The 26,017-nt window shown below is 68.4% G+C and carries 33 protein-coding genes; 16 read left to right on the top strand and 17 right to left on the bottom strand.

Annotation, left to right across the window (positions count from 1 at the left end; all coding sequences use genetic code 11):
- Nucleotides 1–70 precede the first annotated feature (70 nt).
- Nucleotides 71–1,930, top strand: a complete 1,860-nt coding sequence (gene pknB, locus ACQPWU_RS00430; RefSeq protein WP_433436073.1) for a Stk1 family PASTA domain-containing Ser/Thr kinase — start codon at nt 71–73, stop codon at nt 1,928–1,930.
- A gap of 131 nt (nt 1,931–2,061) precedes the next feature.
- On the opposite strand, the gene ACQPWU_RS00435 is transcribed toward pknB, so the two are convergent.
- From ACQPWU_RS00435 to ACQPWU_RS00445, 3 genes are read right to left on the bottom strand one after another with little or no spacing between them, the layout of a single operon-like run.
- Complete coding sequence (locus ACQPWU_RS00435; protein WP_433436074.1) at nt 2,062–2,634, bottom strand: anthranilate synthase component II; 573 nt, start codon at nt 2,632–2,634, stop codon at nt 2,062–2,064.
- Nucleotides 2,631–2,789 carry a hypothetical protein gene (locus tag ACQPWU_RS00440; protein WP_433436075.1) on the bottom strand — a complete coding sequence of 53 codons (159 nt, stop codon included), beginning with the start codon at nt 2,787–2,789 and terminating at the stop codon, nt 2,631–2,633. Before ACQPWU_RS00440 ends, ACQPWU_RS00435 begins: the two co-directional genes overlap by 4 nt.
- 1 nt (nt 2,790) lies before the next feature.
- Nucleotides 2,791–3,417, bottom strand: a complete 627-nt coding sequence (locus tag ACQPWU_RS00445; RefSeq protein WP_433436076.1) for a class E sortase — start codon at nt 3,415–3,417, stop codon at nt 2,791–2,793.
- 141 nt (nt 3,418–3,558) lie between these two features.
- Here ACQPWU_RS00445 and ACQPWU_RS00450 point away from each other — a divergent pair, with 141 nt between their 5' ends.
- Nucleotides 3,559–3,804, top strand: coding sequence for a cell division protein CrgA (locus tag ACQPWU_RS00450; RefSeq protein ID WP_360699581.1), 246 nt, complete (start codon nt 3,559–3,561; stop codon nt 3,802–3,804).
- 34 nt (nt 3,805–3,838) lie between these two features.
- Here ACQPWU_RS00450 and ACQPWU_RS00455 read toward each other — a convergent pair whose 3' ends face one another.
- Together ACQPWU_RS00455 and ACQPWU_RS00460 are read right to left on the bottom strand one after the other, a co-directional pair.
- Nucleotides 3,839–4,708 carry a rhomboid family intramembrane serine protease gene (locus tag ACQPWU_RS00455; RefSeq protein ID WP_433436077.1) on the bottom strand — a complete coding sequence of 290 codons (870 nt, stop codon included), beginning with the start codon at nt 4,706–4,708 and terminating at the stop codon, nt 3,839–3,841.
- A gap of 177 nt (nt 4,709–4,885) precedes the next feature.
- Nucleotides 4,886–5,422 carry a peptidylprolyl isomerase gene (locus ACQPWU_RS00460; protein ID WP_433436078.1) on the bottom strand — a complete coding sequence of 179 codons (537 nt, stop codon included), beginning with the start codon at nt 5,420–5,422 and terminating at the stop codon, nt 4,886–4,888.
- 156 nt (nt 5,423–5,578) lie between these two features.
- Here ACQPWU_RS00460 and ACQPWU_RS00465 point away from each other — a divergent pair, with 156 nt between their 5' ends.
- Nucleotides 5,579–6,079, top strand: a complete 501-nt coding sequence (locus ACQPWU_RS00465; protein ID WP_433436079.1) for a YtxH domain-containing protein — start codon at nt 5,579–5,581, stop codon at nt 6,077–6,079.
- 107 nt (nt 6,080–6,186) lie between these two features.
- Nucleotides 6,187–7,263, top strand: coding sequence for a hypothetical protein (locus ACQPWU_RS00470; protein ID WP_433436080.1), 1,077 nt, complete (start codon nt 6,187–6,189; stop codon nt 7,261–7,263).
- On the opposite strand, the gene ACQPWU_RS00475 is transcribed toward ACQPWU_RS00470, so the two are convergent.
- A complete protein-coding gene (locus tag ACQPWU_RS00475; protein ID WP_433436081.1) occupies nt 7,253–7,717 on the bottom strand; it encodes a hypothetical protein in 465 nt (154 codons plus the stop codon). The two genes, ACQPWU_RS00470 and ACQPWU_RS00475, sit on opposite strands and share 11 nt — an antisense overlap.
- Before the next feature lie 123 nt (nt 7,718–7,840).
- Between ACQPWU_RS00475 and ACQPWU_RS00480 the strand changes: the two genes are divergently transcribed.
- Genes ACQPWU_RS00480 through ACQPWU_RS00490 form a run of 3 tightly spaced genes read left to right on the top strand, consistent with a single transcriptional unit; the run spans nt 7,841 to nt 10,267 of the window.
- Complete coding sequence (locus tag ACQPWU_RS00480) at nt 7,841–8,512, top strand: response regulator transcription factor (RefSeq protein ID WP_433436082.1); 672 nt, start codon at nt 7,841–7,843, stop codon at nt 8,510–8,512.
- Nucleotides 8,509–9,837 carry an ATP-binding protein gene (locus ACQPWU_RS00485; protein ID WP_433436083.1) on the top strand — a complete coding sequence of 443 codons (1,329 nt, stop codon included), beginning with the start codon at nt 8,509–8,511 and terminating at the stop codon, nt 9,835–9,837. Before ACQPWU_RS00480 ends, ACQPWU_RS00485 begins: the two co-directional genes overlap by 4 nt.
- Nucleotides 9,838–9,883: 46 nt before the next feature.
- Nucleotides 9,884–10,267, top strand: a complete 384-nt coding sequence (locus ACQPWU_RS00490) for a Rieske (2Fe-2S) protein (protein ID WP_433436084.1) — start codon at nt 9,884–9,886, stop codon at nt 10,265–10,267.
- On the opposite strand, the gene ACQPWU_RS00495 is transcribed toward ACQPWU_RS00490, so the two are convergent.
- From ACQPWU_RS00495 to ACQPWU_RS00515, 5 genes are all read right to left on the bottom strand, one after another.
- On the bottom strand, nt 10,254–11,204 hold the full coding sequence (locus ACQPWU_RS00495; RefSeq protein WP_433436085.1) for a GNAT family N-acetyltransferase: 951 nt from the start codon (nt 11,202–11,204) through the stop codon (nt 10,254–10,256). The two genes, ACQPWU_RS00490 and ACQPWU_RS00495, sit on opposite strands and share 14 nt — an antisense overlap.
- A 10-nt stretch (nt 11,205–11,214) precedes the next feature.
- Nucleotides 11,215–11,349, bottom strand: coding sequence for a hypothetical protein (locus ACQPWU_RS00500; RefSeq protein WP_433436086.1), 135 nt, complete (start codon nt 11,347–11,349; stop codon nt 11,215–11,217).
- An 84-nt stretch (nt 11,350–11,433) separates the two neighbouring features.
- Nucleotides 11,434–12,660, bottom strand: a complete 1,227-nt coding sequence (locus ACQPWU_RS00505; RefSeq protein ID WP_433436087.1) for an RNA-guided endonuclease InsQ/TnpB family protein — start codon at nt 12,658–12,660, stop codon at nt 11,434–11,436.
- Between the two features lie 244 nt (nt 12,661–12,904).
- Nucleotides 12,905–13,276, bottom strand: coding sequence for a hypothetical protein (locus tag ACQPWU_RS00510; protein WP_433436088.1), 372 nt, complete (start codon nt 13,274–13,276; stop codon nt 12,905–12,907).
- A 5-nt stretch (nt 13,277–13,281) separates the two neighbouring features.
- Nucleotides 13,282–14,079, bottom strand: a complete 798-nt coding sequence (locus ACQPWU_RS00515; RefSeq protein WP_433436089.1) for an MBL fold metallo-hydrolase — start codon at nt 14,077–14,079, stop codon at nt 13,282–13,284.
- A gap of 30 nt (nt 14,080–14,109) precedes the next feature.
- On the opposite strand from ACQPWU_RS00515, the gene ACQPWU_RS00520 reads away from it, so the two are divergent.
- Nucleotides 14,110–14,541, top strand: a complete 432-nt coding sequence (locus ACQPWU_RS00520) for a VOC family protein (RefSeq protein WP_433436090.1) — start codon at nt 14,110–14,112, stop codon at nt 14,539–14,541.
- Here ACQPWU_RS00520 and ACQPWU_RS00525 read toward each other — a convergent pair.
- From ACQPWU_RS00525 to ACQPWU_RS00535, 3 genes are all read right to left on the bottom strand, one after another.
- Nucleotides 14,534–15,172, bottom strand: coding sequence for a response regulator (locus tag ACQPWU_RS00525; protein WP_433436091.1), 639 nt, complete (start codon nt 15,170–15,172; stop codon nt 14,534–14,536). The two genes, ACQPWU_RS00520 and ACQPWU_RS00525, sit on opposite strands and share 8 nt — an antisense overlap.
- Complete coding sequence (locus tag ACQPWU_RS00530; protein WP_433436092.1) at nt 15,163–16,305, bottom strand: sensor histidine kinase; 1,143 nt, start codon at nt 16,303–16,305, stop codon at nt 15,163–15,165. Before ACQPWU_RS00530 ends, ACQPWU_RS00525 begins: the two co-directional genes overlap by 10 nt.
- A gap of 63 nt (nt 16,306–16,368) precedes the next feature.
- Complete coding sequence (locus tag ACQPWU_RS00535) at nt 16,369–17,169, bottom strand: alpha/beta fold hydrolase (protein WP_433436093.1); 801 nt, start codon at nt 17,167–17,169, stop codon at nt 16,369–16,371.
- Nucleotides 17,170–17,252: 83 nt separating this feature from the next.
- On the opposite strand from ACQPWU_RS00535, the gene ACQPWU_RS00540 reads away from it, so the two are divergent.
- The 5 genes from ACQPWU_RS00540 to ACQPWU_RS00560 all read left to right on the top strand — a co-directional run bounded on the left by ACQPWU_RS00540 (nt 17,253) and on the right by ACQPWU_RS00560 (nt 20,025).
- Nucleotides 17,253–17,639, top strand: coding sequence for a hypothetical protein (locus ACQPWU_RS00540; protein WP_433436094.1), 387 nt, complete (start codon nt 17,253–17,255; stop codon nt 17,637–17,639).
- Nucleotides 17,640–17,641: 2 nt separating this feature from the next.
- On the top strand, nt 17,642–18,037 hold the full coding sequence (locus ACQPWU_RS00545; protein ID WP_433436095.1) for a hypothetical protein: 396 nt from the start codon (nt 17,642–17,644) through the stop codon (nt 18,035–18,037).
- Between the two features lie 81 nt (nt 18,038–18,118).
- On the top strand, nt 18,119–19,456 hold the full coding sequence (locus ACQPWU_RS00550; RefSeq protein WP_433436096.1) for a hypothetical protein: 1,338 nt from the start codon (nt 18,119–18,121) through the stop codon (nt 19,454–19,456).
- A 15-nt stretch (nt 19,457–19,471) separates the two neighbouring features.
- Nucleotides 19,472–19,636, top strand: coding sequence for an ArsR/SmtB family transcription factor (locus tag ACQPWU_RS00555; RefSeq protein ID WP_433436097.1), 165 nt, complete (start codon nt 19,472–19,474; stop codon nt 19,634–19,636).
- Between the two features lie 122 nt (nt 19,637–19,758).
- Nucleotides 19,759–20,025, top strand: a complete 267-nt coding sequence (locus ACQPWU_RS00560) for a hypothetical protein (RefSeq protein WP_433436098.1) — start codon at nt 19,759–19,761, stop codon at nt 20,023–20,025.
- 32 nt (nt 20,026–20,057) lie between these two features.
- Here the strand turns inward: ACQPWU_RS00560 and ACQPWU_RS00565 are convergent, their stop codons facing one another.
- A complete protein-coding gene (locus ACQPWU_RS00565; RefSeq protein WP_433436099.1) occupies nt 20,058–20,489 on the bottom strand; it encodes a protein-tyrosine phosphatase family protein in 432 nt (143 codons plus the stop codon).
- Between the two features lie 816 nt (nt 20,490–21,305).
- On the opposite strand from ACQPWU_RS00565, the gene ACQPWU_RS00570 reads away from it, so the two are divergent.
- Nucleotides 21,306–22,118 (top strand): hypothetical protein, encoded by an 813-nt coding sequence (locus ACQPWU_RS00570; RefSeq protein WP_433436100.1) that lies wholly within the window; start codon nt 21,306–21,308, stop codon nt 22,116–22,118.
- A 247-nt stretch (nt 22,119–22,365) separates the two neighbouring features.
- Here the strand turns inward: ACQPWU_RS00570 and ACQPWU_RS00575 are convergent, their stop codons facing one another.
- Nucleotides 22,366–23,610: a lectin gene (locus ACQPWU_RS00575; protein ID WP_433436101.1), complete on the bottom strand. Its 1,245-nt coding sequence runs from the start codon at nt 23,608–23,610 to the stop codon at nt 22,366–22,368.
- A gap of 123 nt (nt 23,611–23,733) precedes the next feature.
- A complete protein-coding gene (locus tag ACQPWU_RS00580; protein WP_433436102.1) occupies nt 23,734–24,339 on the bottom strand; it encodes an SDR family NAD(P)-dependent oxidoreductase in 606 nt (201 codons plus the stop codon).
- Nucleotides 24,340–24,470: 131 nt separating this feature from the next.
- On the opposite strand from ACQPWU_RS00580, the gene ACQPWU_RS00585 reads away from it, so the two are divergent.
- Together ACQPWU_RS00585 and ACQPWU_RS00590 are read left to right on the top strand one after the other, a co-directional pair.
- The gene (locus ACQPWU_RS00585; RefSeq protein ID WP_433436103.1) at nt 24,471–25,370 is read left to right on the top strand and encodes a M23 family metallopeptidase; all 900 of its coding nucleotides are present in this window, start codon (nt 24,471–24,473) and stop codon (nt 25,368–25,370) included.
- A 253-nt stretch (nt 25,371–25,623) separates the two neighbouring features.
- Complete coding sequence (locus ACQPWU_RS00590; RefSeq protein ID WP_433436104.1) at nt 25,624–25,836, top strand: hypothetical protein; 213 nt, start codon at nt 25,624–25,626, stop codon at nt 25,834–25,836.
- The last annotated feature ends 181 nt before the right edge of the window (nt 25,837–26,017 follow it).

Genomic DNA, 26,017 nt, shown 5'->3' on the forward strand with positions numbered 1-26,017 from the left:
CGATGATGGACACCGGCGGCCCCCCGAGCAGGCCGGTACCCAAGATGAACGGTAAGGGACAGTGCAGGAAATGACTCAGCCTCGGCTACTCGGAGGTCGTTACGAGCTCGACGGTGTCGTCGGGCGCGGCGGCATGGCCGAGGTGTATCGTGCCCGAGACATCCGGCTGGACCGCATAGTCGCGATCAAGACCCTCCGGTCCGACCTGGCGCGAGACCACACCTTCCAGGCCCGGTTCCGCCGCGAGGCCCAGTCCGCGGCGTCCTTGAACCACCCGGCCGTGGTCGCCGTCTACGACACCGGCGAGGACGTCACCGACGGCGCGCCCGTGCCGTACATCGTGATGGAGTACGTCGACGGCCGGACGCTGCGTGACCTGCTGCGCCAGGACAGGAGGCTGCTGCCGGAGCGCGCGGTCGAACTGGTCGACGGGATCCTGCGGGCGCTCGACTACAGCCACCGTGGCGGCATCGTGCACCGCGACATCAAGCCGGCCAACGTGATGATCACGCGGGCGGGCGACGTCAAGGTGATGGACTTCGGCATCGCGCGCGCGATGGCCGACTCCGCGGCCACGATGACGCAGACGGCGCAGGTGATCGGCACGGCTCAGTACCTGTCGCCGGAGCAGGCGCGGGGCGAGCGGGTCGACGCCCGCAGCGACATCTACTCCACCGGCTGCGTGCTCTACGAGCTGCTGACCGGGCAGCCGCCGTTCACCGGCGACTCCCCCGTCGCGATCGCCTACCAGCACGTGCGTGAGGAGCCGATCCCGCCGTCGCAGATCGACCGTGACATCCCCCCGTGGGCCGACGCGATCGTGCTCAAGGCCATGGCCAAGGACCCGGCCCACCGCTACCAGAGCGCGGGCGAGATGCGGGCCGACATCCAGCGGGCGATGTCCGGGATGCCGACCGACGCCCAGACGATGGCGCTGACCACCAACCACAGCCAGGGCACGCGCATGATGACGGCGACCCAGGCGGCCCAGGGCCCGGCCACGCAGCGCACCACCGCGGTCCCCCCGTACGAGTACGGGGATGACGGCGGCGGCGGCGGTGGCCGCGGCGGACGGCGCCGAGCGAGCGGCGGAGGCGGCAACAACGCCGTCAAGACCGCGTTGTGGATCATCGTCCCGCTGCTGATCATCGGTGCCTTCATCACGGTCGGCTACGTGGTGTTCAGCTCCAAGGGCGCGCCCTCCGACACGCAGGTCGCCATCCCGGCGCTGGCGAGCCAGGAGCGGGCGTACGCGGAGCAGCAGCTCCAGGGGCTCGGGCTCAAAGTCGAGGTCGTGCAGGATAACAGCGACGACATCGACAAGGGCAGCGTGATCTCGACGGATCCGCCCGCGAACACCAAGGTCGACAAGGGCTCCACCGTCAAGCTCCACGTGTCGAAGGGCCCCGCGAAGGTCAAGGTCCCCGACGGCCTCATCGGCCTCCCGCAGGCGGACGCCATGAAGATGCTGGAGGACGCCAACCTGCGCGGCACGGTCAAGACCAGGACCTCCAGCAAGAAGCAGGGCACGGTCATCGACACCAGCCCCAAGGCAGGCGAAGAGATCGAGAAGGGCGGCGCGGTCACCCTCTACGTGCCCAAGGAGCTCGGAGAGGTGCCCAGCCTGATCGGGCTCACCGTCGAGGACGCGACGTCCCAGCTCAAGGCCTCCGGCTTCAGGGCCAGGGTCTCGGAGCAGCCGAGCGACCAGGCCGAGGGCACGGTCATCCAGCAGAACCCGGGTGAGGGCACCAAGCTGCCGCCGGGCACGACGATCACGATCGTGGTCTCCACCGGCCCTGACCTGAACACGCAGCAGCCGCCCACCGACGACCAGCCGACGGAGCTGCCCTCGGACGGGCAGACGGACGTCCCGTCCGACGAGCCGACCGACGACAACCCGCTCGGCGACAACGGTCTCGGAGGATAACTGAGGCATAGAAAGAGGCCGCCCGGCTCCCGGGCGGCCTCTTTCATGCCGGCGCACACAAAAAACGCCCCCGCCGCTCGGGGGCAACGGCGGGGACGCTCACTTGGTAGTCGCTCGGCGGAAGACGTTTGTTACACGATTCCGCGCAGCCAATTCTGGAGCAGCCGGTGACCGTGCTCCGACAGCACGGACTCGGGATGGAACTGGATGCCCTCAATGGGCGCCTCACGGTGGCGCAGGCCCATGATGACGCCGTCCTCGGTGCGGGCGGTCACGTCGAGCACCTCGGGGACGGTCTCGGGCAGCACGGCGAGCGAGTGGTAACGGGTCATCCGCACGGGCGAGGGCAACGTCTCGAACACACCCTTGCCGTCGTGGGCGACGGCGCTGGTCATGCCGTGGACGAGCTCGGGCGCGCGGGACACGGTGGCACCGTACGCCACGGCGATGGCCTGGTGGCCGAGGCAGACGCCGAGCAGCGGCCGGCCGCTCTCGGCCGCGTGGTGCACCAGGGGCACGCTCACGCCGGCCGCCTCAGGCGTGCCGGGGCCGGGACTGATGAGGACGCCGTCGAAGCCGTCGGCGTCGCTCACGCGTACGTCGTCGCGTGGGCGCACGTCGCAGTCGGCGCCCAGCTCGCGCAGGTACTGCACGATGGTGTGGACGAAGCTGTCGTGGTTGTCCACGACCAGCACGCGGCTCATTTCCTTGCGGTCACCTCGTCGAGCGTCACCATGGGCTCCATCAGCGGGAACACGACATACCACAGTACGGCCACCGTGGCGAGAACGAGTACGGCGGCCGTCAGCAGCTTGGCCCACGTGGTGCCGGGCAGGTTGCGCCAGAGCCAGGCGTACATGTCACTCCTCCCTCGGCTCTGTCTCCTTGAGCACCCCGTGCACGATGAAGCGCTGGGCGGCCGAGTATTCGGGATGGCAGGTGGACAGCGTGATGTAGGCCCGGATGGGCCGGATGTCGGGCTTGCCGGGCACGGGGGCGAACTCGTCGAGCTCGCTGGGCTCGACGACGTCGTGCGAGGTCACGCGATACGTGTAGCGGGCCTCACGGGCCTCCACGATGATCTCGTCGTCGCGTTCGAGCTCGTCGATCTCGTTGAACGGGGCCGCGTACGTGGTGCGGTGCCCCGCCACCGCGAAGTTGCCGACCTCGCCGGGCATGGCACTGCCGGGATAGTGCCCTGGCCCCTTCTTCAGGTCCTCGATGTCCACGCCTTCGACCACGGCGTACTCGTAGTGAGGGCCCAGCTTGGGAATGCGCAGCAGGGCCAGGGCCGAGCCCGGCACGATCTTCTCTGGTTTCTTCGTCCCCGGTTTGCTTTCCCTCGTCACCGCCAGTTCGCGCTGGAGGCGCTCCTGCACTCTTTCGGTGTACACGCCGGTACCCCAGAGCAGGTACGCACAGAACAACATGAGGATCAGGCCCGCGGTGATGCTCGTCTCCCCCAAGGCCCGGAGCATGGTCCGCATTCGATGAGCTTATTCCGGCGAGAAGCGGCCGCCCGGGATCGCCATGTCCCGCGCGTGGCGACTATCCTTGGGACCTTCAACTACGCTTAACGCAGAGCCTGCGGACGATCCGGATGCCCAGGCCCTCAGCAGGAGTTACCAGTGCCCAAGTCCAAGGCTCGCAAGAAGGCGGTCTACACCCCGCCGCAGAGATCGCAGCAGCTCAAGGTCAGCCCGCGCTGGCTAGCGCCGACCATGGTCGCGGCGTGGATCATCGGCATCCTGTGGATCGCCGTCTACTACGTCGCACCGCGGACGCCCTTCTTCAGTGACCTCCAGAACTGGAACCTGCTGATCGGGTTTGTTTTCATCGTCTTCGGTGTAGTGCTTTCCACCCGCTGGCGTTAGTTCTTTCCACAGACTTTTCCACAGCCTGGGGAAGTCAGCTCACGCTGGCGATGATGGCCGATGCCCGCACCATCACGAGCACGGCCAGCATCGCCAGCGCGCCGACGATCGCCAGCACCTGCCAGAGGGCCCTGTTGCTCTTGGGGGCGTAGGCCAGCGCCCCCGCCAGCACCGACCCCGTGATAAGGCCACCGACGTGGCCCGTCCAGCTGATGCCGGACACCACGAAGGTGATCACGAGGTTGATCGCGATGAGGGCTGCGATGCCGCGTACGTCCATGTTGAGCTTGCGCCCGACCACGAACATGGCGCCGAACAGGCCGAAGACGGCTCCGGACGCGCCGACCGTGGTCTGGTTGAGCGGGTCGACCCAGAGGCTGAGCGTCGAACCGCCGAGCGCGCTGATGACATAGAGCGCCAGATAGCGGCCGTGGCCGAAGGACCGCTCAAGGTAAGGGCCGACGACGTAGAGGGCCCAGCAGTTGAACAGGATGTGGAAGATCCCGCCGTGGACGAACGCGGCAGTGATCAGCCGGTAGTACTCGTCGAGCGCGGCCACCCTCAGCGGGAACATCTCCAGCTCTCCTGTGACCCGGCCGCCGAAGAGGTATTGCGCGCCGAAGACCAGGACGTTGATGACGAGGATGGCGTACGTCACGATAGGTGCGCGTACGACGCTGCCGCCGAAGGCGGACTTGGCCTGGCGGATGCCCCTGTTGCCCTCGGCCACGCACTCGGGGCACTGGAAGCCCACGGAGGCGTCGCGCATGCAGTCGGGGCAAATGGGGCGCTCGCAGCGCTGGCAGCGCACCCAGGTCTCCTTGTCCGGGTGCCGGTAGCACGTGGGCACCGCCTCAGCGGGCTGCTCGGGCTGCTGTGGCGAGCTGGGAGGCTGGCTGGTCATGACCGAAGCCTATGGCTTACGCTCCATGCCCGCGTATAGCCCGATCACCCACCGCACACAGGTGCCACGCCGAGCGGGTCTCGCACTTCGCACGGCGTGGACGTCCCCTGTGGGTGCACAACGCTGTGAGGGGCCTGGGCGGGGGGTGGGTCCAGGCCCCGAGCCGAGAGCGGCGCGTCAGGCCTGGACGCGGTCGAAGGTGACCGACTCCAGGACGACGTCCTCCTGCGGGCGGTCACGGCGGTCGGTGCCGGTCTTGGCGATGGCGTCGACGACGTCCTGGCCCTCGATCACCTCGCCGAAGATCGTGTGCTTGCCGTTCAGATGGGGCGTGGGCACGACCGTGATGAAGAACTGCGACCCGTTGGTCCCCTTGCCGAACCGGACGCCCGCGTTGGCCATGGCCAGCAGGTACGGGCGGTTGAAGTACAGCTCGGGGTGGATCTCGTCGTCGAACTCGTAGCCAGGGCCGCCGATGCCCTGCCCGAGCGGGTCACCGCCCTGGATCATGAAGCCGGAGATGACCCGGTGGAAGATCGTGCCGTCGTAGTACCGGTCGGTGCTCTTCTCGCCGGTGCCCGGGTGCGTCCATTCGCGCGTGCCTTCTGCCAGCTCGACGAAGTTACGCACCGTCTTCGGGGCCTTGGTGGGAAAGAGTTCGACCTTGATATTGCCGCGATTGGTCTGCAGGTTAGCGATCAGCTTCTCAGCCACGAGACAGCTGCCCCCCTCTGTACAGGGTTGGTTTCGTGATGTTTTCAGAACGTTGGCCCTTCGGCCACAAGAGCCATCCTCCCACGGCTTGCCAGGATTGAGCCGCCTCGTCCAGGGAAGGTCACGCTCGGGGCCCCAACGACAGGGGAGGTTGTCGTGTCCCTGACACTGAAAAGACGCCGCGTGGTCATAGAGGTTCCCGCCACGTGGATGGGCCACATGAAGGCCCAGGCCGTGCGAACCCGCCGGCAAATGACGCCGATGGCGGACATGGCCAAGGTGGCCGCCGCCCAGCGCTTCGAGGACGCCCGCTACTGGGCGGCGCCGCGGCTGGAGTCCGCGGCTCACGGGTTCGAGGACCAGGTCGCTCCCAAGGTCAGCTCGATGCTGACCCGGGCGGCCAGGAAGATCGATCCCACGCCCATGCGGTCGCGGCGATGGCCGATGCTCGTACTGCTGACCGGTGTCGCGGTAGGGGCGATGGGTTACATGTTCTACCGCCGCAACGCGCAGCAGTGGACCGAGCACATGAAGGAATCCGCCTCGGATGCGTCGCGCTGGGTCAGCGAGAGGGCCGACAGGGCCTCCGAGTCTGCTGACCGGATGGCGACCGATATGTCGAACAAGGCAGATGAGGCATCGCGCAAGATGCCCTGATTCGGTGCTGCCCGTAAGGAAAGCGCGCCCTCGGTTGCAAGTCCGGGGGCGCGCTTCTCCGTTCCTGGCCCGTTGACGCGCCACCAAGCGCTTGTTACAAACCCCGCATGGCCCTGTCTCCCCTGGACGACTACCCGATTCACCAGACCGCTCAGGTCATGCGGCACGTCGCCACCTCCGACCGCAACTTCTACGACCGCTACTACTTCAACTGCCACCCGGGCTCCGACGAGCTCATGTTGATCGTCGGCCTCGGCCAGTACCCCAACCTGGGCGTCACCGACGCCTTCGCCTGCGTACGCCACAGAGACCTGCACCGCGTCGTACGCGCCTCCCGCGAGCTGGGCCCCGACCGGATGAACACCGAGATAGGCCCGTTCCGCGTCGAGGTGCTCGAAGGGCTCAAACGGCTCAGGGTGGTCCTGGAGCCGAACGAGTACGGCCTGGCCTTCGACCTCCTCTGGGAGGGCACGATCCCGGCCACTCTGGAGCCGCGGCACTTCCTGCGGTGGCAGGAGCGGGTCATGTTCGACTCGGTACGCCTGGCGCAGACAGGGCTCTGGTCCGGAAATATCAGGATCGGCGAGGAGGACATACCGGTCACGCCCGACCGCTGGCAGGGCACCAGGGACCGGTCCTGGGGCGTCAGGCCGGTCGGCGAGCCCGAGCCGCCCGGCATCCAGGCCAAGAACCCCGGCACGTTCTACTGGCTCTACGCACCCATGCGGTTCGACGACCACGCCATCCTCTGCATCATCCAGGAGGACGAGCGCGGCCGCCGGGTGCTGGAGGAGGCCGTACGCGTCTGGTCCGACGGCCGCGAGGAGGAGTACCTCGGCAGACCGGAGTACCGCCCGGTCTACGCCCCCGGCACCCGCGACGTCGTCGAGGCCACGATCACCTTCTCCCCGCCCGGCGGCAAGCCGTTCGACGTGCACTGCACTCCCCTGCTGCCGGTGCACCTCATGGTCGGCACCGGCTACGGGCTCGAGCCGAACTGGAAGCACGGGATGTATCAGGGCGAGGGACCTGTCGTGCAGGGCGTGACGTACCGGCTGCCCGACGACGCCGCCAGGATGTGGGGCATGGTGGACGCCGTCGGGCGCTTCGAGTACGACGGACTCGTCGGCCACGGCCTCTACGAGTACTGGGCGCTGGGGCCGCACCCGTCCTTTACGGAGTGACCTGGTCGGCCTTCTCGCAGATGATCTTCACCTTCATGGCACCCTTGGGCGCGCCGGCCGGCGGCTGCACGTGTACGGGTCCCTTGTCCCCTGGCTCCGCCCGCTGCGCGGGGACGGCCTTCCCGCTGTCCGGGAGATCCGGGAGCTCGCCGTCCGGGAGCGGCTTGACCTTCACCGCGCCCGGCGGAGGAGTCTCGCCGTCGGGAAGGGCCTCGATCTTCACCGTGTCGCCGGGCTCGACCGCCTTCAGCTTGTCGGCCTTCAGCTTCTCGGCGCGCGCGAAGAACTTGCCACCGCGGATCTCGGGCAGGGTGATGGTCTTGCCGTCGGCCGTCTTACACGTCACCGTGCCGCCGGTGGTGGCCGGTGTCTCGTCGGCCAGGGCGGAGCCGGCCAGGCCGGTGACGGCGAGTACGGCGGCCGCACCGAGCACCGCGAGACGTCGCTTGAACATGGATTCTCCTCACTGGGATCAGTCGAACGCCTCGAGACTGGCGCGGCGAACCTTAAACGATCCTGAAGAAGCCCTAAATGATCTTCAGGTTGGCTTTAGGTGGCCTGAGGCACCCTGGTCGGTGTGCGAGTGCTACTGGTGGAGGACGAGGAGCGGCTGGCCGGCCTGGTGAAAGGCGGACTGGCGGGCGAGGGCTTCGCGGTGGACGTGGCCCACGACGGGCGCGACGGACTGTGGATGGCCACCGAGAACACGTACGACGTGATCGTCCTGGACGTGATGCTGCCCAGGATGAACGGGTACGCGCTCTGCTCCAGGCTGCGCGAGGCGGGGGACTGGACGCCGATCATGATGCTCACGGCCAAGGACGGCATCTACGACGAGGCCGAGGCGCTCGACAACGGGGCAGACGACTACCTGGCCAAGCCGTTCTCGTACGTGGTGCTGCTGGCCAGGTTACGGGCGCTGGTGCGGCGGGGCGGGCGGGAGCGGCCCGTCGCGATCACCGTGGGCGACCTGGTCGTCGATCCGGCCGCGCTGAAGTGCCGCAGGGACGAGGTGGAGATCGCGTTGACGCCGAAGGAGTTCGCGGTGCTGCACGCGCTCGCGCGCCGCGCCGGCGAGGTCGTCTCCAAGAGTGAGCTGCTGGCCCAGGCCTGGGACTTCTCCTACGACGGCGACCCGAACATCGTGGAGGTCTACATCAGCGCCCTGCGGCGCAAGATCGACATGCCCTTCGGGAAGACGACGCTCATCACGGTCCGGGGGGCCGGCTACCGGTTGGAGGCGGCATGAGGCGGCTCGCGGGACTGGCGGCGGCGTTCTCCTCCGTGCGGTTGAAGGCGACCGTCGCCGCCACCCTCGTGGTGGCCCTCGCCCTGGGCCTGGCGGCCCTCTCACTGGTGACCGTCCTGCGCAGCACGTTGCAGCGCAACGCCGACGCCGAGGCGGCCAAGAAGGCCGTGGCCGCGGTGCCGTACGCGGAGAGACTGGACATCAAGGCACCCACGGAGGACACCGTCAGGGTCCAGCCCGGGCCGGTCCAGATCGCGGGCAAGAGCGGCGTGGTCCAGCTGCGCGACGGCACGACGGCCATGTTCGCCGATCCCGACGTCCTGCTGACCGCCGACAAGGCGGCCTCGGCCGCCGGATGGGCGGAGCCGCAGAAGTACGCCGTCGCCGGCCTCAAGGTGAGCACTGCGGGCGGCCCGGCCACGGTCTGGACGCGGGTCTCCCTGGACAGCGCCGAGGAGGCCCTGCGGACGCTGTACGGGGCGCTGCTGCCCGGCGTACCCGCCGTGCTGATCGTGGTGGCCGGGATGACCTGGATCTCGGTGGGCCGCGCGCTCGCCCCGGTCGCCGCCATCAGGGCCAAGGTGGCCGACATCACGGCCCGCGACCTGCACCAGCGCGTGCCCGTGCCCGGCTCGAAAGACGAGATCGCCGCGCTGGCCACCACCGTGAACGGCACCCTCGACCGCCTGGAGACGGCGGTGGAGACGCACAAGCGGTTCGTCGCGGACGCGGCGCACGAACTACGCAGTCCCATCGCCACCCTGCGCGCCCGCCTGGAGCTCGCCGAGCCCAGCGAGCTCACCAGGGAGGCCCTGGACGACATCGAACGCCTGCAGTCCCTGGCCGCCGACCTGCTCATACTGGCCAAGCTGGACGCCGGCGAGCCGCTGCGTACGGCCGAGCTGGACCTGGGCCAGGTGGCAGCCGAGGAGTCCCTGCGGGCCAGGCGGCGCCCCGACGTGCGGGTGGAGCTGGACATCGAGCCGGACGTGGTGATGAAAGGCTCGCGCGCGCACCTCGACCGCCTGGTGACGAACCTGGCCGACAACGCGGTACGGCACGCCGCCTCCACCGTGCGGGTACGCGTACGCGCCGAGGAGGACCAGGCCGTGCTGGAGGTGCAGGACGACGGGCCCGGGATCCCGCCGGAGCAGCGGGAGGCGGTGTTCGCCCGGTTCACCAGGCTCGACGAGGCGCGGGCCAGGGACGCGGGCGGGGCCGGGCTCGGGCTGCCGATCGCGCGGGACATCGCCCTGCTGCACGAGGGCACGCTGGTGTACGCAGATTCCGGATTCGTCGCGAAATTTCCCTTGAAAACACCCTGAACCAGATGATGATCCGCCAACGTGTGGATGGTTGAAGGAGGCAACCATGCTCACACGCCGTGCATTGATCACCCGAGGGAGCGCCGTGGGCGCAGGAGTCGTGTTCCTGTGGCCGCGCCCGGCGGAGGCGGAGGCCGAGGCGGCGGCGACCGTCCTCGCCACGACGAAGAGCATCCCGCTCGGGGGCGGGAAGATCGTCCAGAACAAGTACGTGATCACCCACCCGAAGAAGGGCGTCTACAAGTGCTTCAGCGCCAAGTGCACCCACCAGGGCTGCACGGTGGCGAGCGTCAGCCACGGCACGATCAACTGCCCGTGCCACGGCAGCAAGTTCAGTGCCACGACCGGTGCGGTGGTGAACGGCCCCGCCAAGAAGCCGCTCGCCGGAAAGAAGATCAAGATCTCGAAGGGGAAGATCAGGCTGGCTTGATCTTCAGGGCGTAGGTCGTGCTGCGCTTGGCGATCTCGAAGCCCGCGCGGGAGTACACGCTGACGGCTCCCGTGGGGTTGTGGGCGTCGACGCCGAGCCCGGCGCTCTCGTACCCCTGATCCCTGAACGCGGCAAGGGCGTGCCCGATCAGCGCGCTCGCCACGCCCTTGCCGCGCCATTCCCTGAGCGTGGCGATGATCTGGATCCACGCCTGCCGCTCGCCCTGCCGCGCTTCGAAGAAGTGCGTGATCAGCACGCCCACCGCGCGGTCGCCGGCCAGCGCCACGAACGACGACTCGGGGCGGAAGTTCCTGGAGCCGCTGATGAGAGCGCGCCAGCTCTCGGACGTGTGCTGCACGCTGCCCCAGTGGTCGCGGAACGCCTCGTTGCGCACCTGCCGGGCGCCGTCGTCCAGCTCGGGCGACCAGGTGGCGATGGACACGCCGTCCGGCGACCCCGACGCGGGCAGGTCGCCTGACAGGCTCCGCTCCATGCGGGCGAACGAGCGCACGGCGGCGAACCCGGCCTCCTCCACCAGCGCGGTCAGGCCGGGATGCCCGTCGAAGACGTCGAGCTGGAGCTCCAGAGGGACGCCGGGGAAAGCCTTCTCGCTCAGCCCCGGCGCCGCCTGGACGCTCCACTCGATGACGCGCCTGCCGAGCCCCCGCCCGCGGTAGGCCGGGTGCACGCCGCCCGTCAGGTGCATCATGTGCAGGCCGTCGGCGGACTGCCTGGCGGGGAGGTAGCCGAAGGCCACGATCCGATCGCCGTCCCTGGCCGAGAGCGTGCCCTCGGCCAGGTCGATCAGCTGACTGGAGAGGTGCTCCACGACGTCGTCGACGCCGTAGATCATGCCGTTCCTGTCTTCTGCTTCCATCGCGGCCCAGAGCTCGGCCATGGGCCGGGCGTCCTCCCGGGTCAGGGGTCCCCATTCCATGGTCGGCAGCCTAGGCGAGCCTGGTGGCGCACCCCAACTGCTCCCCGATGCGGGCCAGGCCCTCGGCGAACGAACGGCGCGTGCGTTCCCGGAACCCGATGAACAGCTGGTTGGCCAGGGCGACGGCCCAGTAGTTGCCCGCCACGTTGTAGACGCGGTGGACCAGGCGCGTCCCCTCGCGGCGCCTATCCTTTCACTGCTCTCCCTCCCGAAGGCGGGGATTCCTGGCTCACGCTGCCTGACGGTCCTGCGGACTGTCGGGTCTTACGCGATCGGCACCAGCCGGGTTCAGACCAGCCCGGACCAGCATCACATGGGCGGAGTTCTTGTCCCGAGGCCGGGATGTTCCGCACGCGGTGCAGGTGTAGGTACGTTCGTAAAGAGGTAGTGCGTGCTTGGTTCTCGCTCCGCACGGTGCGCATTCGGTGGTGGTGTGCGCCGGGTGCACGAGCCGGACGTCCCGGCCGTGCTTGCGGCCCATCTCGATCAGGGCGCGCTTGGTGGCGCCGATGGCCGCGTCGGCTGCCTTGCGTGCCATGGTCGACTTGGCCAGGAACTTGGGTTTGAAGTCTTCCACCACGAGCGCGTCGTGGTCACGGACGACGCGTTTGGCCCACTTGCGGCCGGTGTCTTCCCGCTGGCGGGCAACCTTCTTGTACTGCTTGGCGCGCAGCTTCTTCGCCTCGCGGTACCCCTTGGAGCCGGGCTGCCCTTTGGCGGGCTTGCGGCGTGCCATCATCTTGTCGTACCGGCCCAGCCTGGCCTGGGCCTTCTTGCCGTACCCGGGGTGCGGCAGGTCATGGTCGTCGCTGGTGGTGGTCGCGGTCTCTGCCACGCCCCAGTCGATCCCGATCACCCGCCCCGTCTCCGGCAGCGGCTGCACCTGGGCGGGGACGACGAACGAGCAGTACCAGTGGCCGAGGCTGTCGCGGTACACCCGCACCGATGACGGCTCGCCGGGCAGAGCGCGCGACCACACCACGGTCAGCACAATCCCGCCCGCCAGGTGCAGGCGACCGTCCTTGATGCCGAAGCCGCGCCGGGTGTAGTTCAGCGTCGGGTCGGCCAGGTCCTTCTTCTTGAAGCGCGGCATCCCGGCCCGCCGCCGGACCGGCAGGCGTTCGGTGATGTCCTTCAGAGCTTTGGCACGGGATTTGCCGAAGTCCCGGATGATCTGCTGCTGGGGAACGCTGGAGCCCTCCCGCAGCCACGGCGTGATCCGTCGAGCCTCGGTCAGCATCTTGTCGAGCTGGGCCGGGCCACACGTCCGCTTGTCACCCGGGTGAGCCCGGTTGTGCAGGTGCACCTGCTTGGACTTGGCGACGCACTCGTTCCAGATCCACCGGCACCGGTCCCACTCGGCCAGCAGGGCGGCACGGGCGGTGGACGACACCCGAAGCCGGTAGGTGTGCCGGGCGCGCCCGGCATCCTCGGCTACCTGCGGTGGTGTCGTCATGATCGGCCAATCTAGCGGGGAGGTACGACAAAATTGAGCGTTCGCCGCAGGGTTGAAACGGATCGCCCTGGCGGCGATCCGGCTGTCCCTGTCCCGCTTCGCAGGAGGTCCGGATTCCTCCCGGCCCTGAAGACTAAAGAAGCCGGGCTTCTTCCGGAGGTTTCGGTGAATGCGAGTTCGGGCACGGCGGGCGCCTTGTCGAATGTCCGGCCGCCGGGGTGTTGGCGCACCCCGGCGGCCTCTTTCACAGCTCGACCGTGGTCTCCCAGCCGAGCTCGCCCTTGTCGAGCCGGTCGAGCAGCCTCCTGACCCAGTCGAGCTCGGCGGTGTAGAGCGTCTGCTCGCACTCCACCTCGAGCATGAGGATCTCGGGCAGGCCGCTGTTGGCCATGGCTCTCATGTGGGCCTCCAGCCTGGCGAGGACGCTCTCGATCGAGGAGGCCCGGCCGCGCAGCGCCCGCTGTGCCTCTGCCAGGGGCAGGCAGCCCATGAGTGAGACGGCCGCGACGAAGCGGCTCCGGTCCGCGTCGGGCTTCTCCAGGAACTGGCACAGCCCCGGGTGGCCAGCTCCTTTACGACCCTCGTCGGTGATCTCGTAGACCCTCCGCTCCGGCATATAGCTCAGGACTCGAGCTGCAGGAAGGCCCTGGTGATCGCCTGCCTGGTCACGTCCTCCGGATAGGGGAAGAGCTTGATCACGTCGCGCAGGCCCTCAACGTGAGCGCGCTTGGCCAGCTCGGCCACGAGGACCAGCTCGTCGTGCTGCGCCTGTACGTAAGCCCGGTCCACCACCGCGCCGTGCCCCGGCACGATCACCTGCTCGGGCAGCTCGTCCAGCATCGCCGCCGTGGTGGCCGGCCAGTCGAGCGGGTACGAGTCGCTGAACGCCGGCGGCGCCCCCTCCTCCACCAGGTCACCGGCGAACACCACGCCCGCGTCGGGGACGTGCACGACGACGTCGTTGCTGCTGTGCCCGAGCCCGAAATGTCGCAGGTGCACGATGCGACCGCCGATGTCGAGGCTGGCCGCCGCCGTGAACGTGTGGTCCGGCGGCACGATCGTGACCTCCTCCAGCTCCTCGCGCCGCTCCTCCGGCAGGTACCCGATGACGTTCGCGCGTTGCTGTTCGCCGTACTGCTCGATCTCCTCGGCGCACCTGACGTGGCCCCAGATCTCGGCGGGGCGGAAGAGCGCGTTGCCGAAGTAGTGGTCGAAGTGGGAGTGGCTGTTGACGACCGTCCACGGGCTGGCGGTGATCCTCCTGACCGCCTCGATCAGGTCCGCCGCTTCCCTGTGCGAGGTACGCGTGTCGAGCACCAGGCAGTGCCCGTCGCCCACGACCAGACCCACGTTCATGTCGAACGACTCGTGGCGCCGGACATAGATCCGGTCGCCGACCTCTAGCCACTGCTCGTTCATGCCAACGAACCCTACTTTTAGGATCGGGGTATGGCATATGACTTCCAAGTCGTCATCGATACGGGCGATCCGCACCGGCTGGCCGACTGGTGGGCCGACGCGCTCGGCTGGACGGTGGAGCCCCAGGACGAGGCGTTCATCCGCGGGATGATCGAGAAGGGCTACGCCACCGAGGACGAAACGACCCGGCACAACGGTGCGCTGGTGTGGAAGTCAGGCGCTGCCATCAGGCATCCCGACGGTCTCGAACGTGCCCCGCGGGTGCTGTTCCAGCTCGTGCCCGAGCCCAAGACGGTCAAGAACCGCCTGCACCTCGACGTCCGCGTGGGGGCCGGCAACATCGAGTCGGTGGTCGAGCGGCTCACCGCCAAGGGCGCGACCGTGCTGCACCGCGGCCGCCAAGGGCCGCACTGGTGGGTGACCATCGCCGACCCGGAGGGCAACGAGCTCTGCGTCACCTGAGGTAGGCCAGCACCGCCAGCACCCTCCTGTGCCCGTCGGCCTCGGGTGGCAGGTCAAGCTTGGTGAAGATGTTCGCGATGTGCTTGGCCACGGCCGCCTCGGTGACGAACAGCTCCTTGGCGATCGACGCGTTCGTCCGTCCCTCGGCGATCAGGCCGAGCACCTGCTGCTCGCGCGGGGTGAGCCTGGCCAGCGGGTCGCGCCGCCGCCTCAGGAGCTGGCGCACCACCTCCGGGTCCACGACCGTGCCGCCGGCGGCCACCCGGTCGAGCGCCTCCACGAACTCGCGTACGTCGCCTATGCGGTCTTTCAGCAGGTAGCCGATGCCGGCGCCGTCGCCCGACTCCAGCAGCTCGGCCGCGTACGTCTGCTCGACGTACTGGCTGAGCACCAGCACGGCCAGGTCCGGGTGTCGAACGCGCAGCTCCAGCGCGGCCCGCAACCCCTCGTCCGCGAAGCCGGGCGGCATCCGCACGTCGGTCACCACGGCGTCGGGGCGGTGCTCCGAGACTGCGGCGACCAGGGCGGGTGCGTCGCCGACGGAGGCGACCACCGTGTGGCCGAAGCGTTCGAGCAGGCCGGCCAGGCCCTCCCGCAGCAGTACGGCGTCCTCCGCGATCACTACCCGCACGGGATCTCCACTCGTATCAGGGTCGGCCCGCCCATCGGGCTGGACAGGGACAGTTTCCCGCCCACCACGGCCAGCCGGTCGGCCAGCCCGGTCAGCCCCGTGCCCTTGGCCGGGTCGGCGCCGCCCGCACCGTCGTCGCGCACCTCGACGACCAGCGTGCCGCGCTCCACCCGCGCTGTGACGACGCCCCTCGTGGCCTGGCTGTGCTTGGCCAGGTTCGCGAGCGCCTCGCTGACCACGTAGTACGCGGTGACCTCCACGGGCGCGGGCAACCGGCCGTCGAGCTCGACGTCCACATCGACGGGCACGGGCGAGCGGCCCGCCACATCCCGCACCGCGGCCCCCAGTCCGCGGTCGGTGAGCACCTGCGAATGCACGCCCCTGATCAGCTCACGCAGCTCGGCCAGCGCCTGCTTGGCCTCGTCGTGGGCGCGATCGACCAGCCGGCCCGCGGGCGAGTCGTCAGGCAGGTCGAGCCTGGCCAGGCCGAGCGTCATCGACAGGGAGACCAGCCGCTGCTGCGCGCCGTCGTGCAGGTCCCGCTCGATCCTGCGGCGCTCCATCTCGAACGCGTCCACCAGCCTCGCCCGTGACCGCAGCACCTCGCTCAGCTCCGAGCCCGGCGGCGCGAGCATGGCCCGGGCCATCGCCCCTCTGGCGCCGCCCCAGGCGGTGATCGTGTAAGCGGCGACGGGCAGCAGCAGCACACCCGCCACGGAGGCCACGGCGGCGGCCTCGTTGGCGAGCGGCTGCACGACGGGCGAGAGGAGCAGGATCATCGGTCCGCCGACCGTGAACGCCAGCATGATCAGGTCGATCCACCACAGCGCGAGCACCGTGACGACGGCCAGCCCGGCCTCCCGCCTGCGCCTGTCCGGCACCTCAGGCAGCGGAACGCCGTCCACGAGCCGCAGCCTGCGCCGCTCGAACCAGGCGATGGGGGGGACACTCAGCGCCAGCACGATCGGCGCCGCGATCCAGCCCAGCGGGACCGTGGCGAACACCGCGACCCCGACGGCCGCACCCGGAACGACGCTGGCCAGCAGGTACGCCGCGGAGCGCCAGGGCCAGGCCGAGCCCAGGAACGGCAGCGGCCGCTGCGTGAGCGCTTCCAGAGCGGTCCTGTTGAGCACCTTCCGACGGTATCCGCCGGTGAGAGAGCGAGCAGTAGTGCTGGGTCTACCTCGTACGGGCGGTCACCGCCCGAGGAAGCGGGTGAGCACGGGGGCCAGCGCCTTCGGGTCGACCATGTGCGTCTGGCCCTCGATGATCTCGCGTACGGCGCCGGGGACGAACGCGGCGATCGCGTCCGCGGCCCGGTCGAAGAAGTCGCCTCCCCCGCCTGCGAACGACTCCGCACTGGCCCCGCCGGTGGCCACCAGCGTCGGGCAGGCGATCCCGGCCAGGCGGTCGGCGGGCGGCCGGCCGTCGCCCAGGCAGGCGGCGTCGTACGCGAGCGTGGGCGCCACGGCCTCGAGCCCCGGCCACATCGGCGAGTTGCGGGCCTGCTCCACCATCTCCTCCGTGGCGCCCGCCGTCACCATGAACAGCGCGAACGCGTCACCCCTGCGGCCCTCGCCCAGCAGCGCGTGGAGCCGCTCGACGTATTCGCGCGAGCGCTCCCGGCCGTCGGGGGCCACGTTGTAGGGGACCTCGTACACGGCCAGCTTCGCGATCGGGAGCCCGGCGGCCGCGGCCTCGAGCGCGAGCGCGCCGCCCGAGGAGGCTCCGAACAGGTGCGCGGCACCCCCCGCCTCGGCGATGAGCGCGGCGATGTCCTCGATCTCGCGTTCGACCGCGTACGGGAGGGTGTCGCCGCTGTCGCCACGGCCGCGCCGGTCGTAGTTGTAGACGGTGAACTTGCCCGACAGTTCCTGCGCGAGCTGTGCGTTCCCGGAGCGGTCGACCGTGGCGCCGCCGACCAGGACGATCGCCGGGCCGTCGCCGAGGCGTTCGTATGCGATGGATGTGCCGTCTTTCGCCGTGACGCGGTGCATATGACTCCTCCGGAGGCCCTTGTGACCATCCGATCTCGCTGGGTGACTATCGGCGGCGGCGTTATAGGACTACCGTCGTGCGTATGGCGATGCCCATTCCATCACGGCGGAATTCCGCGGACAACGACAAAGCCGCCGACACCCCTGCCCCGCCGTCGTGGCCAATGTCGGCTCCCCGGCTTTCCCAGGGAGACCAATCAGCGGAAACAGCATCAATCATCGTAAATTTAGACAAGGCGACACTTGACGCGGTTCTTCAGAAAGCCCGCTCCGATGGCCGTATGATTTCCGAGGTGATTCGCGCCGCAGTCGAGCGCGAAGTCGGCAACATGACGCATGCGACCATCTTGATCCAGCGCTGGAACCTGCAGTGCGAAGACCTGGACCGGGCGGCCGACGCGCTGCAGGTTGACCGGATTTCGGATGACGTGATGATCGGGCTCGGCCTGCATCGGAATCAAGAGGATTGACCATGCTACCTGGGCGGGTTCTCGATGTGGGGGCGCTCGTCGACATAGCGGTCGCCAAGACGAACCATTCCCGCAGCATCGCGGCGCTGTGTCTTTACCGGGGCGGCGGACTGTGCATTCCGGCCACCGCGCTGACGCTGGTCTATTCGATCGTCCCGCTCGCGACAAAGGCCGAGCTCTTCGATCTGATCAGCAGCCCGGCCGTGCAGGTCGACGAACTCAGCGCCGGAAAGGTGCCCGACATCGCCGAGATCCTCGACGGGTCGGCGGACATCACCGCGGGCCACGTGATTTTATGCGCACGGGCCACCCGATGGCCGGTCCTGACCGACCGTGCGAGCATCCTGCGTAACCTGGATCCGGCGATCCTCGTCGACCCACTGCCCGAGCAGAACTGACACGTACGGAGATCTCGGCCGGTCAGTGTCCGGAACACCCACTATTGTGGTGGCCCGGACACACGAGGAAGCAGATCCACCTTGGCTCATCGCGCCCTGGTCATCGCCATGCTGCCCGCGGTCGGGCTGCGACTGCTCGCCGTGCTCGGGTTCCCGCCGTCGATCCTCTTCTACGGCGACTCGTTCGCCTTCCTGCGCGAGGACCTGAGCCCCGGCACCACCAGGCCCTCCGGATACTCGCTGCTCCTCACGCTGCTCCGCCCCGCGCACAGCCTCACGCTGGTGACCGTGCTGCAGCACCTGCTGATGCTGGCGCTCGCCGTGGCGGTGTACGCGCTGCTGAGGCGGCGCGGCCTGCCGGGCTGGGGCGCCGCCCTGCTGGTCACCCCGCTGCTGTACGACGAGTTCCTCATCCTGCTCGAGCACATGATCATGGCGGACGCGATCTTCATCGTGCTGGTCACGGTCGCGATCCTGCTCATCGTCTGGCGCGTCACCCCCGCCACGGCCGCCGTCGGCGGAGTGCTGCTCGGCCTGGCCGGGATCACCAGGACGGTCGGCCTGCCGCTGCTGATCCTGACGGCCGCGTACCTGCTGATCAGAAGGTACGGCTGGCGCCCGCTCGTGGCGCTGCTGGTGGCGGGCGTGATCCCCCTGGGCGCGTACGCCACCTGGACGAAGGTGGAGAAGGGGAAGTTCGCGCTGACCGAGGCGGACGGGAACTTCCTGTGGTCCAGGACCATGAGCTTCGCCGACTGCGCGGTGATCAAGCCGCCGGAGCGGCTGGCCGTGCTCTGCCCGAACATGCCGGTGGAGCAGCGCCCGTACCCGCCGCACTGGCTGTGGGAGAGCTTCTCGCCGCTGCTCAAGGTGCCGGGGACGAGCAATCGCAACCAGCTCGCCGGGGAGTTCGCCCGGCAGGCCATCCTCGCGCAGCCGGGCGAGTATCTCGCGGCGGTCGCTACCGATCTCACGCAGCTGCTGCGCTGGGAGCGTACGGCCGAGGACGAGAAGACGCCGTACAAGTTCCCCGCCGCGGAGCGGCCGCTGAGCGAGTCGGTACGGGGCGTCGCGGAGTCGTACGAGGCCGGACCGGCCGCCACCCGGGTCGTCGAGCCGTTCGCGGGGTGGCTGCGGGCGTACCAGCGGTTCGGTTACGTGCCGTTCCCGCTGCTCATGCCGGCCCTGGTCGGGGCGCTGGCGGCCGCGCTGGTGCGGCGCCGGTGGGACGCGCTGCTGCCCGGGCTGGCGGCGCTCGCGCTGGTCGCCTCGCCGCCGTTCCTGGCCGCCTATGACGTGCGGTACGTGATCCCGGCGATCCCGCTGGTCTGCCTGGCCGTGGGGTTGACCCTCAGCGCCCGCTCGCCGTCCCACGGTGAGCCGGCAGAGGCCGCGCGAGAGCCGCTCAACGTGGGCTGATGGGAAGCTGTGACGGTGACCGGGCCGACGGGTGACGACCTGGGCGAGATATTCGGGGCGCTGGCCAATCCGCTGCGGCTGCGCATCATGGCGGAGCTGGCGAACGGGCGCGACTACGTGAGCCATCTGGCCCGCGAGATCGGGGTGAGCCGCCCGCTGCTCCACATGCACCTGCGATGACTCGAAGCGGCCGGTCTGATCGCCGGCAGCCTGCACCTGACCGCGTCGGCGCTGGCCGAGGCGGCCAAGACACTCACCAGGTCGGACGCGGAGAAGGGTCCTGGACCCAAGGAGCACTCCTGATGATCGATTCTTGGCCCGGGGCGATTTTCTCGCTCGGCGTGCTGCTCGTGGCCGGCTTCTTGATCGCCCTGTTGGTCGTGGGGAGGTTCGAGACCCGCAAGGCCAGGCTCGACGCCGGGCAGGCGGACGACCTGCGGCAGCTCGTGCACCGGTTCGAGCAGCTCGCCGAGAACACGCTGGACGCCCAGCAGCGCGTGGCCGCCGACCTGGGCGAACTGCGCTCCCGTACGGCCTCGATCGAGCAGATCTTACGCACCGTCGAGTAGGAGGCATCACCGTACATCGCCTGCTCGCGGAACTATGCCTGGAAGCGGGCGACGAAGCGGCGCTGCCAGGGGGTCTCGACGGCGTGTGCCGCGTAGTGCTCGCGTACGTAGGCGACGGCCTGGTCATTGGGGACCCCGTCGAGCACGGCCAGGCAGGCCAGCGCCGTGCCGGTGCGTCCGCGGCCGCCGCCGCAGGCGATCTCGACGCGCTCTGACTCGGCGCGTGCCCATGCCTCTCGTAACGCGTCGGCGGTCGCGCCTCGGTCGGACGGCAGCCAGAAGTCGGGCCAGCGCAGCCACCGGTGCTCCCAGTCGACGGACGGGGGCCGGCGGCCCAGCAGGTAGAGAGCGAAGGCCGGGCGCGGGCCGTCCGGTAGCGGGTGTCTCAGGCCCCGGCCGCGGACGAGCCGGCCCGAGGGCAGTCGCAGCACGCCCGTCGCTGTGGGCTCCCAGGTGGCGGTCACGGTGAAAGAGCGTAGCCGCCGGCTGATTCGGGCGCTTTACGGACGTGGTGCCGGGCCCAAGGCGAGCAAGGGTCTCAGCCGAGGCCGATGAGGACGAGCGGAACCGGATGTGCCCCCATCGGCGGGGCTCATTTCATAGCCGAAAGACGACGGCCGCCTTCGCGCGTTTACTCAATGGGGACATTCCAGCTGAGTGCTTTTACGGCAACCGGTCGGGAAATCGAAATTGTCGTAACCCCTCACCACGATCGCCGCATGTTTGACCTGGATCCGCCGGGGTGATCATCGGGCTGGGAATCCGCAGGTGGGCGGTGGGACGCCGGGCGGTGCACAGCTACGCCACCTGGACCTCATCATTCCCATTGAGGTGCAGTTCCGAGCCCATTCGAGGACGCCGTCAAATTTGTCCACGAAGAATCGCAGGTGCCTCCCAGGCTTTCTGAGCCGGCCCGAAGCAGAGGCGTTCGTTGAATCCCTCCTCCCGGGACGGGACGCGTAGCCGGGGCCGGGCTTGGCGGCCGAGCGGCGGCGTACGACTGCGGGTCATCGGATGATCTTGCTTCGCCCTTCGGGAGCGGTCCACAGCCCGGCCCGCCCAAACATGATGAGGCCTCGCGTTTGGGGCTGGAGTTGACTCCTGGGCCTCCAGCTTTCTGACGTGATTTGTGGGAATAATGGTGACTGCTGGTGAACTCTCCCTCATCCTTTGTTATGGTCACTCCTCGTCCGGGATTGGGACAACCCTTACCTAGGAGGATCATGCGGACCCCGAGGATCGTCGCCCTTACTACGGCTGTGGCGGCGGCCGCCGCTCCCATGCTGGCTCTCGCGTCCCCAGCGATCGCCGAACAGACCACTACAACGACCACGCAGACCGTCCAGAACGGCCCACTGGACTGGCTCGCCCTTCCGGCTCTCGGCGCCACCGACTGGCTGCAGCGTGTCAAGGGGCTACTGAGCACGGGCTACGTGCCCGAAGTGCTGAGCGTGACCAACGCGGCCAACCCGCAGTACACGTCCGTGTGGGTCAAGGACACCACCCGCAAGGTGAACGTCCTGCAGGGCCTGTCGGCGACCAACCTGCAGCAGCGCATCGCTGATCAGCTGAAGCTCGGCTACCAGCCGGCCTTGATCTCAGGCGCCGGTTCGGGCGCGGGCGCCGTCTTCGCGGTCGTCTTCGAGAAGACCACCGAGAAGATCCAGTCCAAGCTCGGCCTGACCAAGGACGCCTTCGTCACCCTCAACACCAAGCTCGCCGCCGCCGGTTACACCCTGGGCTCGCTGGACGTGTACGGCACGGTCGAGAAGCCGCTCTACGCGGCCGTCTGGGTCGTCGGGGGCGTCGCGGGCACCGTCCAGGTGACCACCGGTCAGACCGTGGAGCAGCGCGGTCAGGAGCTGCTGGCCAAGGCGAAGCAGGGCCTGCACCCCGTTCTCATGTCCATCGAGCCCGGCAAGCTCTTCACCACCGTGTGGAGCAAGGGCAGCGCGACCGGTCTGAAGGAGTACCTGAACCTGTCCCGCGTGACGTACACGCTCAAGTCCACCGAGATGAAGGCGCTGGGTTACAAGCCCGAGGTCCTGGACACCGACGGCGACCTCATCGCGGGGATCTGGAGCAAGGGCTAAGAGCTGGTGCCCGCCGGGCCGTGGTGCCGAGTCCGGGCCATGGGCAGCTGCGCAGGCGTGTGCGATGGCCCGAGTCGCTGTTCTCCCTCACAGTGCTCGGGTCGCGCGGCAACCGCCTGCACCACCCCGCACCGCGCCGCTCGCAGCGCCCGGGCCGACTACGTCACCCGGGCCGCGTCGCGGGAGATGGCCCGCCGCGGCTGAGGGGTTCCTCCCGGACGGAAGGAACCCTTCAGCCAGGCAGGTTTCAGGCGCGTGTCCACCGCTGGTTGGCACCGCCCGAGCAGTCCCAGATCTGCAGCCGGGTGCCGTTGGCCGAGCTGACACCGGTCGCGTCAAGGCACTTGCCAGCCTGGGAATTAACTATCTGGCCGGTGCCGGAGTCGTAGGTCCATTTCTGGGCGCCCGTGCCATTGCAGTCGTACAGCTGCACCTGTGCGCCGTTGGCCGTGGAACCGCCGGCGACGTCCATGCACTTGCCGAGCGCGCGCACCGACCCGTCGCTGTTCCACGTCCAGCTCTGGGCGGCGGTGCCGTTGCAGTCCCAGAGTTGAACGGCTGTGCCGTTGGCGGTGCCGGCACCGGCCACGTCCACGCACTTGCCGCCGATGCCGGTGATCTGGCCGCCACCGGGGCCGCCGGTGGGAGGGGCGTAGACCCGGACGTAGTCGACGGTCAGGGTTTGCGGGAAGGTCGAGGAGCCGTCAGGGTAGCCGGGCCAGTAGCCGCCGACCGCCACGTTCATGATCATGAAGAACGGGTGGTCGAAGACCCAGCGGTTGCCGCCGAGGTCGGCCGGCGTCCGGCGCTGGTATTCGACGCCGTCGACGTACCAGATGATCAGGTTCGGGGACCAGTCGACGGCGAAGGTGTGGAACGCGTCGGCGAACGCGCCGTTGATCGAGTACGGCGCGCCGATGCCGCCGGAGCCGGAGTAACCGGGGCCGTGGATGGTGCCGTGTACGGTGCTGGGTTCGCGGCCGATGTTCTCCATGATGTCGATTTCGCCGCTGTTGGGCCATTGGACCGACCCGATGTTGTCACCGAGCATCCAGAAGGCCGGCCAGATGCCCTGGCCACGGGGCAGTTTCATGCGTGACTCGAACCGCCCGTAAGCCCGTGTGAAGGTGGCCGCGGTGAGCAGGCGGGCGGAGGTGTACTGGCAGGTGCCGTAGTGGCACTGGTAGTTGGACGGGTTTTCCCGGCGGGCGGTGATCACCAGGTTGCCGGCGCCGTCCATGGCGGCGTTACGAGTGCTGTTGGTGTAGTACTGCTGCTCGTTGTTGCCCCAGCCGCTGCCGCCGATGTCGAAGCGCCATTTCGACTGATCGACGGCGCTGCCGGAGGAGCCGTTGAACTCATCGGCCCAGACGAGCGGACCGGGGGCGGGAGCGGCGGTGGCGGTGCCTGTCATTGGGACGAGCAGCGCGATCACCGCGACGAGAGCGGCACCGATGGCGGGCAAGGCTCTGGAATGGGGGGTGCGGACCATGTGGGTTACCTCATCGGATCCACGGATGTAGTTTTACGGAAACCTTCCGGCAACATCAGCATCGCTGTCAAGAGAGCGCTCTCTTGCAATATCGGCGACGATTGACTGATCGGTTCCGTCGCCTTAGGCGTAGGATTCCAGGCATAACACCGGGATCAAGGAGGACTTGGCACGGTGGTGCCTAGTGGGCCCCATCTGAAGCGGAGAGCGCTCCAGCATCGATTGCCGCCGATGAGCATTACCGGGGCTCCGGTCAGTGCGTACTGTGCGGGCTTGAGGCAGGACGATCAGCGCGGCGACGGCAGAACGGACAGCTCGCAGGGGTAGGCGTCCCTCACCCAACAGGTCTGTCGCGGTCGCGCCGGGATAGACCGTGGTGACACGCACCCCGTAGCCCGCCTCCTCCTCGCGTAACGAATCGGCGAGCTCCCTCAGCGCCGCCTTACTGCCGAAGAACGCCGTCCGCCGCCACGTCTCGGAATCGGCGTCGGCGACGGCCGCGACCGGGGAGATCCCCGCGCAATAAGAGGCGACTAAATCCACGATTTTGGAGCGCATATAAAGGCGTGCTCGTCGCATTGGGGAATTGGCTGGTTCGGGCTCGACGCCGAGTTTGGAGAGCCGCAAAATTTCATGTCCACAGAGATTGATGAAGAGAACTTTCAGGGTTATGTTCATGATCGACCCGTCGTTCCACATCGGCGGTGAGATGTCGAAATGCTCCCTCAAGCGGCCTTCCCCTCCCGCCGAAGTTGATCACTATGCCGCCAACGTAGTTCCGTCGCCACGGGGCTCATCGACATCAAGGAACTGGGCACCGAACCGTATCCCCCCATACGCACCTGTTCAGAGAGGTGAGCATGCCCACAACCGACAGGCCGACCTGGCCAAAGATCCTCAAGCCCGCGATCACTGCCCTGTTAGTCACTCTCGCCGCAGCGCTGATTCCCCAGGCCGCCTCAGCGCAGGGCGCCAGCGTCCTGGCCTTGTCTCACAAGAGCCCGTTCAACTGCGGGAAGACCTTCTATGCCAACAACTGGACCCCCGGCCACAGCCCATCGGGTGCCATCGACTGGCAGGACTACGGGGGCGATGACATCAACGGTGAGACCGTGCGTGCCACCGCTTCGGGCACCGCGTACTTCTACGACGCGGGCAGCACGAGCTACGGCCAGTGGGTGGAGGTCCGTCACAGCGACGGCACCAGAACCCGCTACGCCCACCTCGCGACCATGGTGAGGTCGGCCGGCAGCTCGATGAGCGTCAGCCAGGGCACCACGATCGGAACTGTCGGCTCGACGGGCGGCTCAACCGCTCCGCACCTGCACTACGAACAGCGAACCTCCACCGGTGCGGTGGACACCAGCCCGACCGTAGAGGGCGTGACCGTTTCCCTGGGCGAGAAGAAGGCCATAACGAGCACCAACACCTGCAGCGGCAACCCCTACACCCCTGAGGAGGTCTGCGGCAGCGGTTACGCGGTCATCGACTCCGCCGCCCTCACCGGTGGCCGCACCTACCTGCTCTACAACTCCGGTAACGGCTACAACTGCGTGGTGACGCTGAAGACGACGAACCTCGGCTCAGCGACGTCGACGTCGGCCTTCCTGGAGCCGCAAGGGGAAAGCAGGACGACCGACTCAGGCAGCTACGACTACTACGCGGGGCCTGTCAGGCGCGACGCGGCCAACCAATGCGTCAAGTGGGGCGGCTCCGTCGGCAGCAGCTCATACACCAGCCCCTTCGAACACTGCAGTTAAGAGCCTGACTCAGTTGGCGGTCGGTCGTTGGAGGAGCCGTGGAAGCGCTCCTCCAACGGCTGGGTCTTCTCGGCTGCACAAGACGGCCATGACCCGATCACGGGAAGTGGCCTTTGACTGTGGTGAAGCCTGGGAGGTTCGAACTCCTGACACTGGCCCAGCGAGGCGTGTGAGTGTGAGCGGAACCTTGTGTTCCGGGGCATCTTCCAACATGATCATGACATATCGCTCCCCCGGTTTGAAGGAGACACAGATGCGTCTACGTGCAGCACTCCTGACAGCAGCCATAGCCGCCATGGCTGTCACCGCACTCAGCACCCCTGCCCAGGCGGCCAGCTGGGTGTTCATCGGCGTCTACACCAGCAAGTACAACTGCGTCGACGCCGGCCAGCAATACGTCCGTGAAGGTTTCAGCCAGTACGACTGCTCGGGCAGCCCGGGCTACTACGAGCTTTGGGTTCGCTGACACGGTCAGCTGGAGTGAGCGGCACTTGACACAGTCGCCGCTCCCACCTGCGAGTACGGCCCGAACGCCGCTTCCCCTTAGCTGGGAGGCGGCGTTCACTCGGTTCGTCACGCGGTCGGCTGCGGGGCTCGCTCATCCGACGTCGCCGGGGGTGACGGCGAGTCCGCGTCCCGCTCGGTGC

The sequence above is a fragment of the Nonomuraea sp. CA-141351 genome, from assembly GCF_050944675.1.
In the GTDB taxonomy this organism is placed as follows: domain Bacteria; phylum Actinomycetota; class Actinomycetes; order Streptosporangiales; family Streptosporangiaceae; genus Nonomuraea.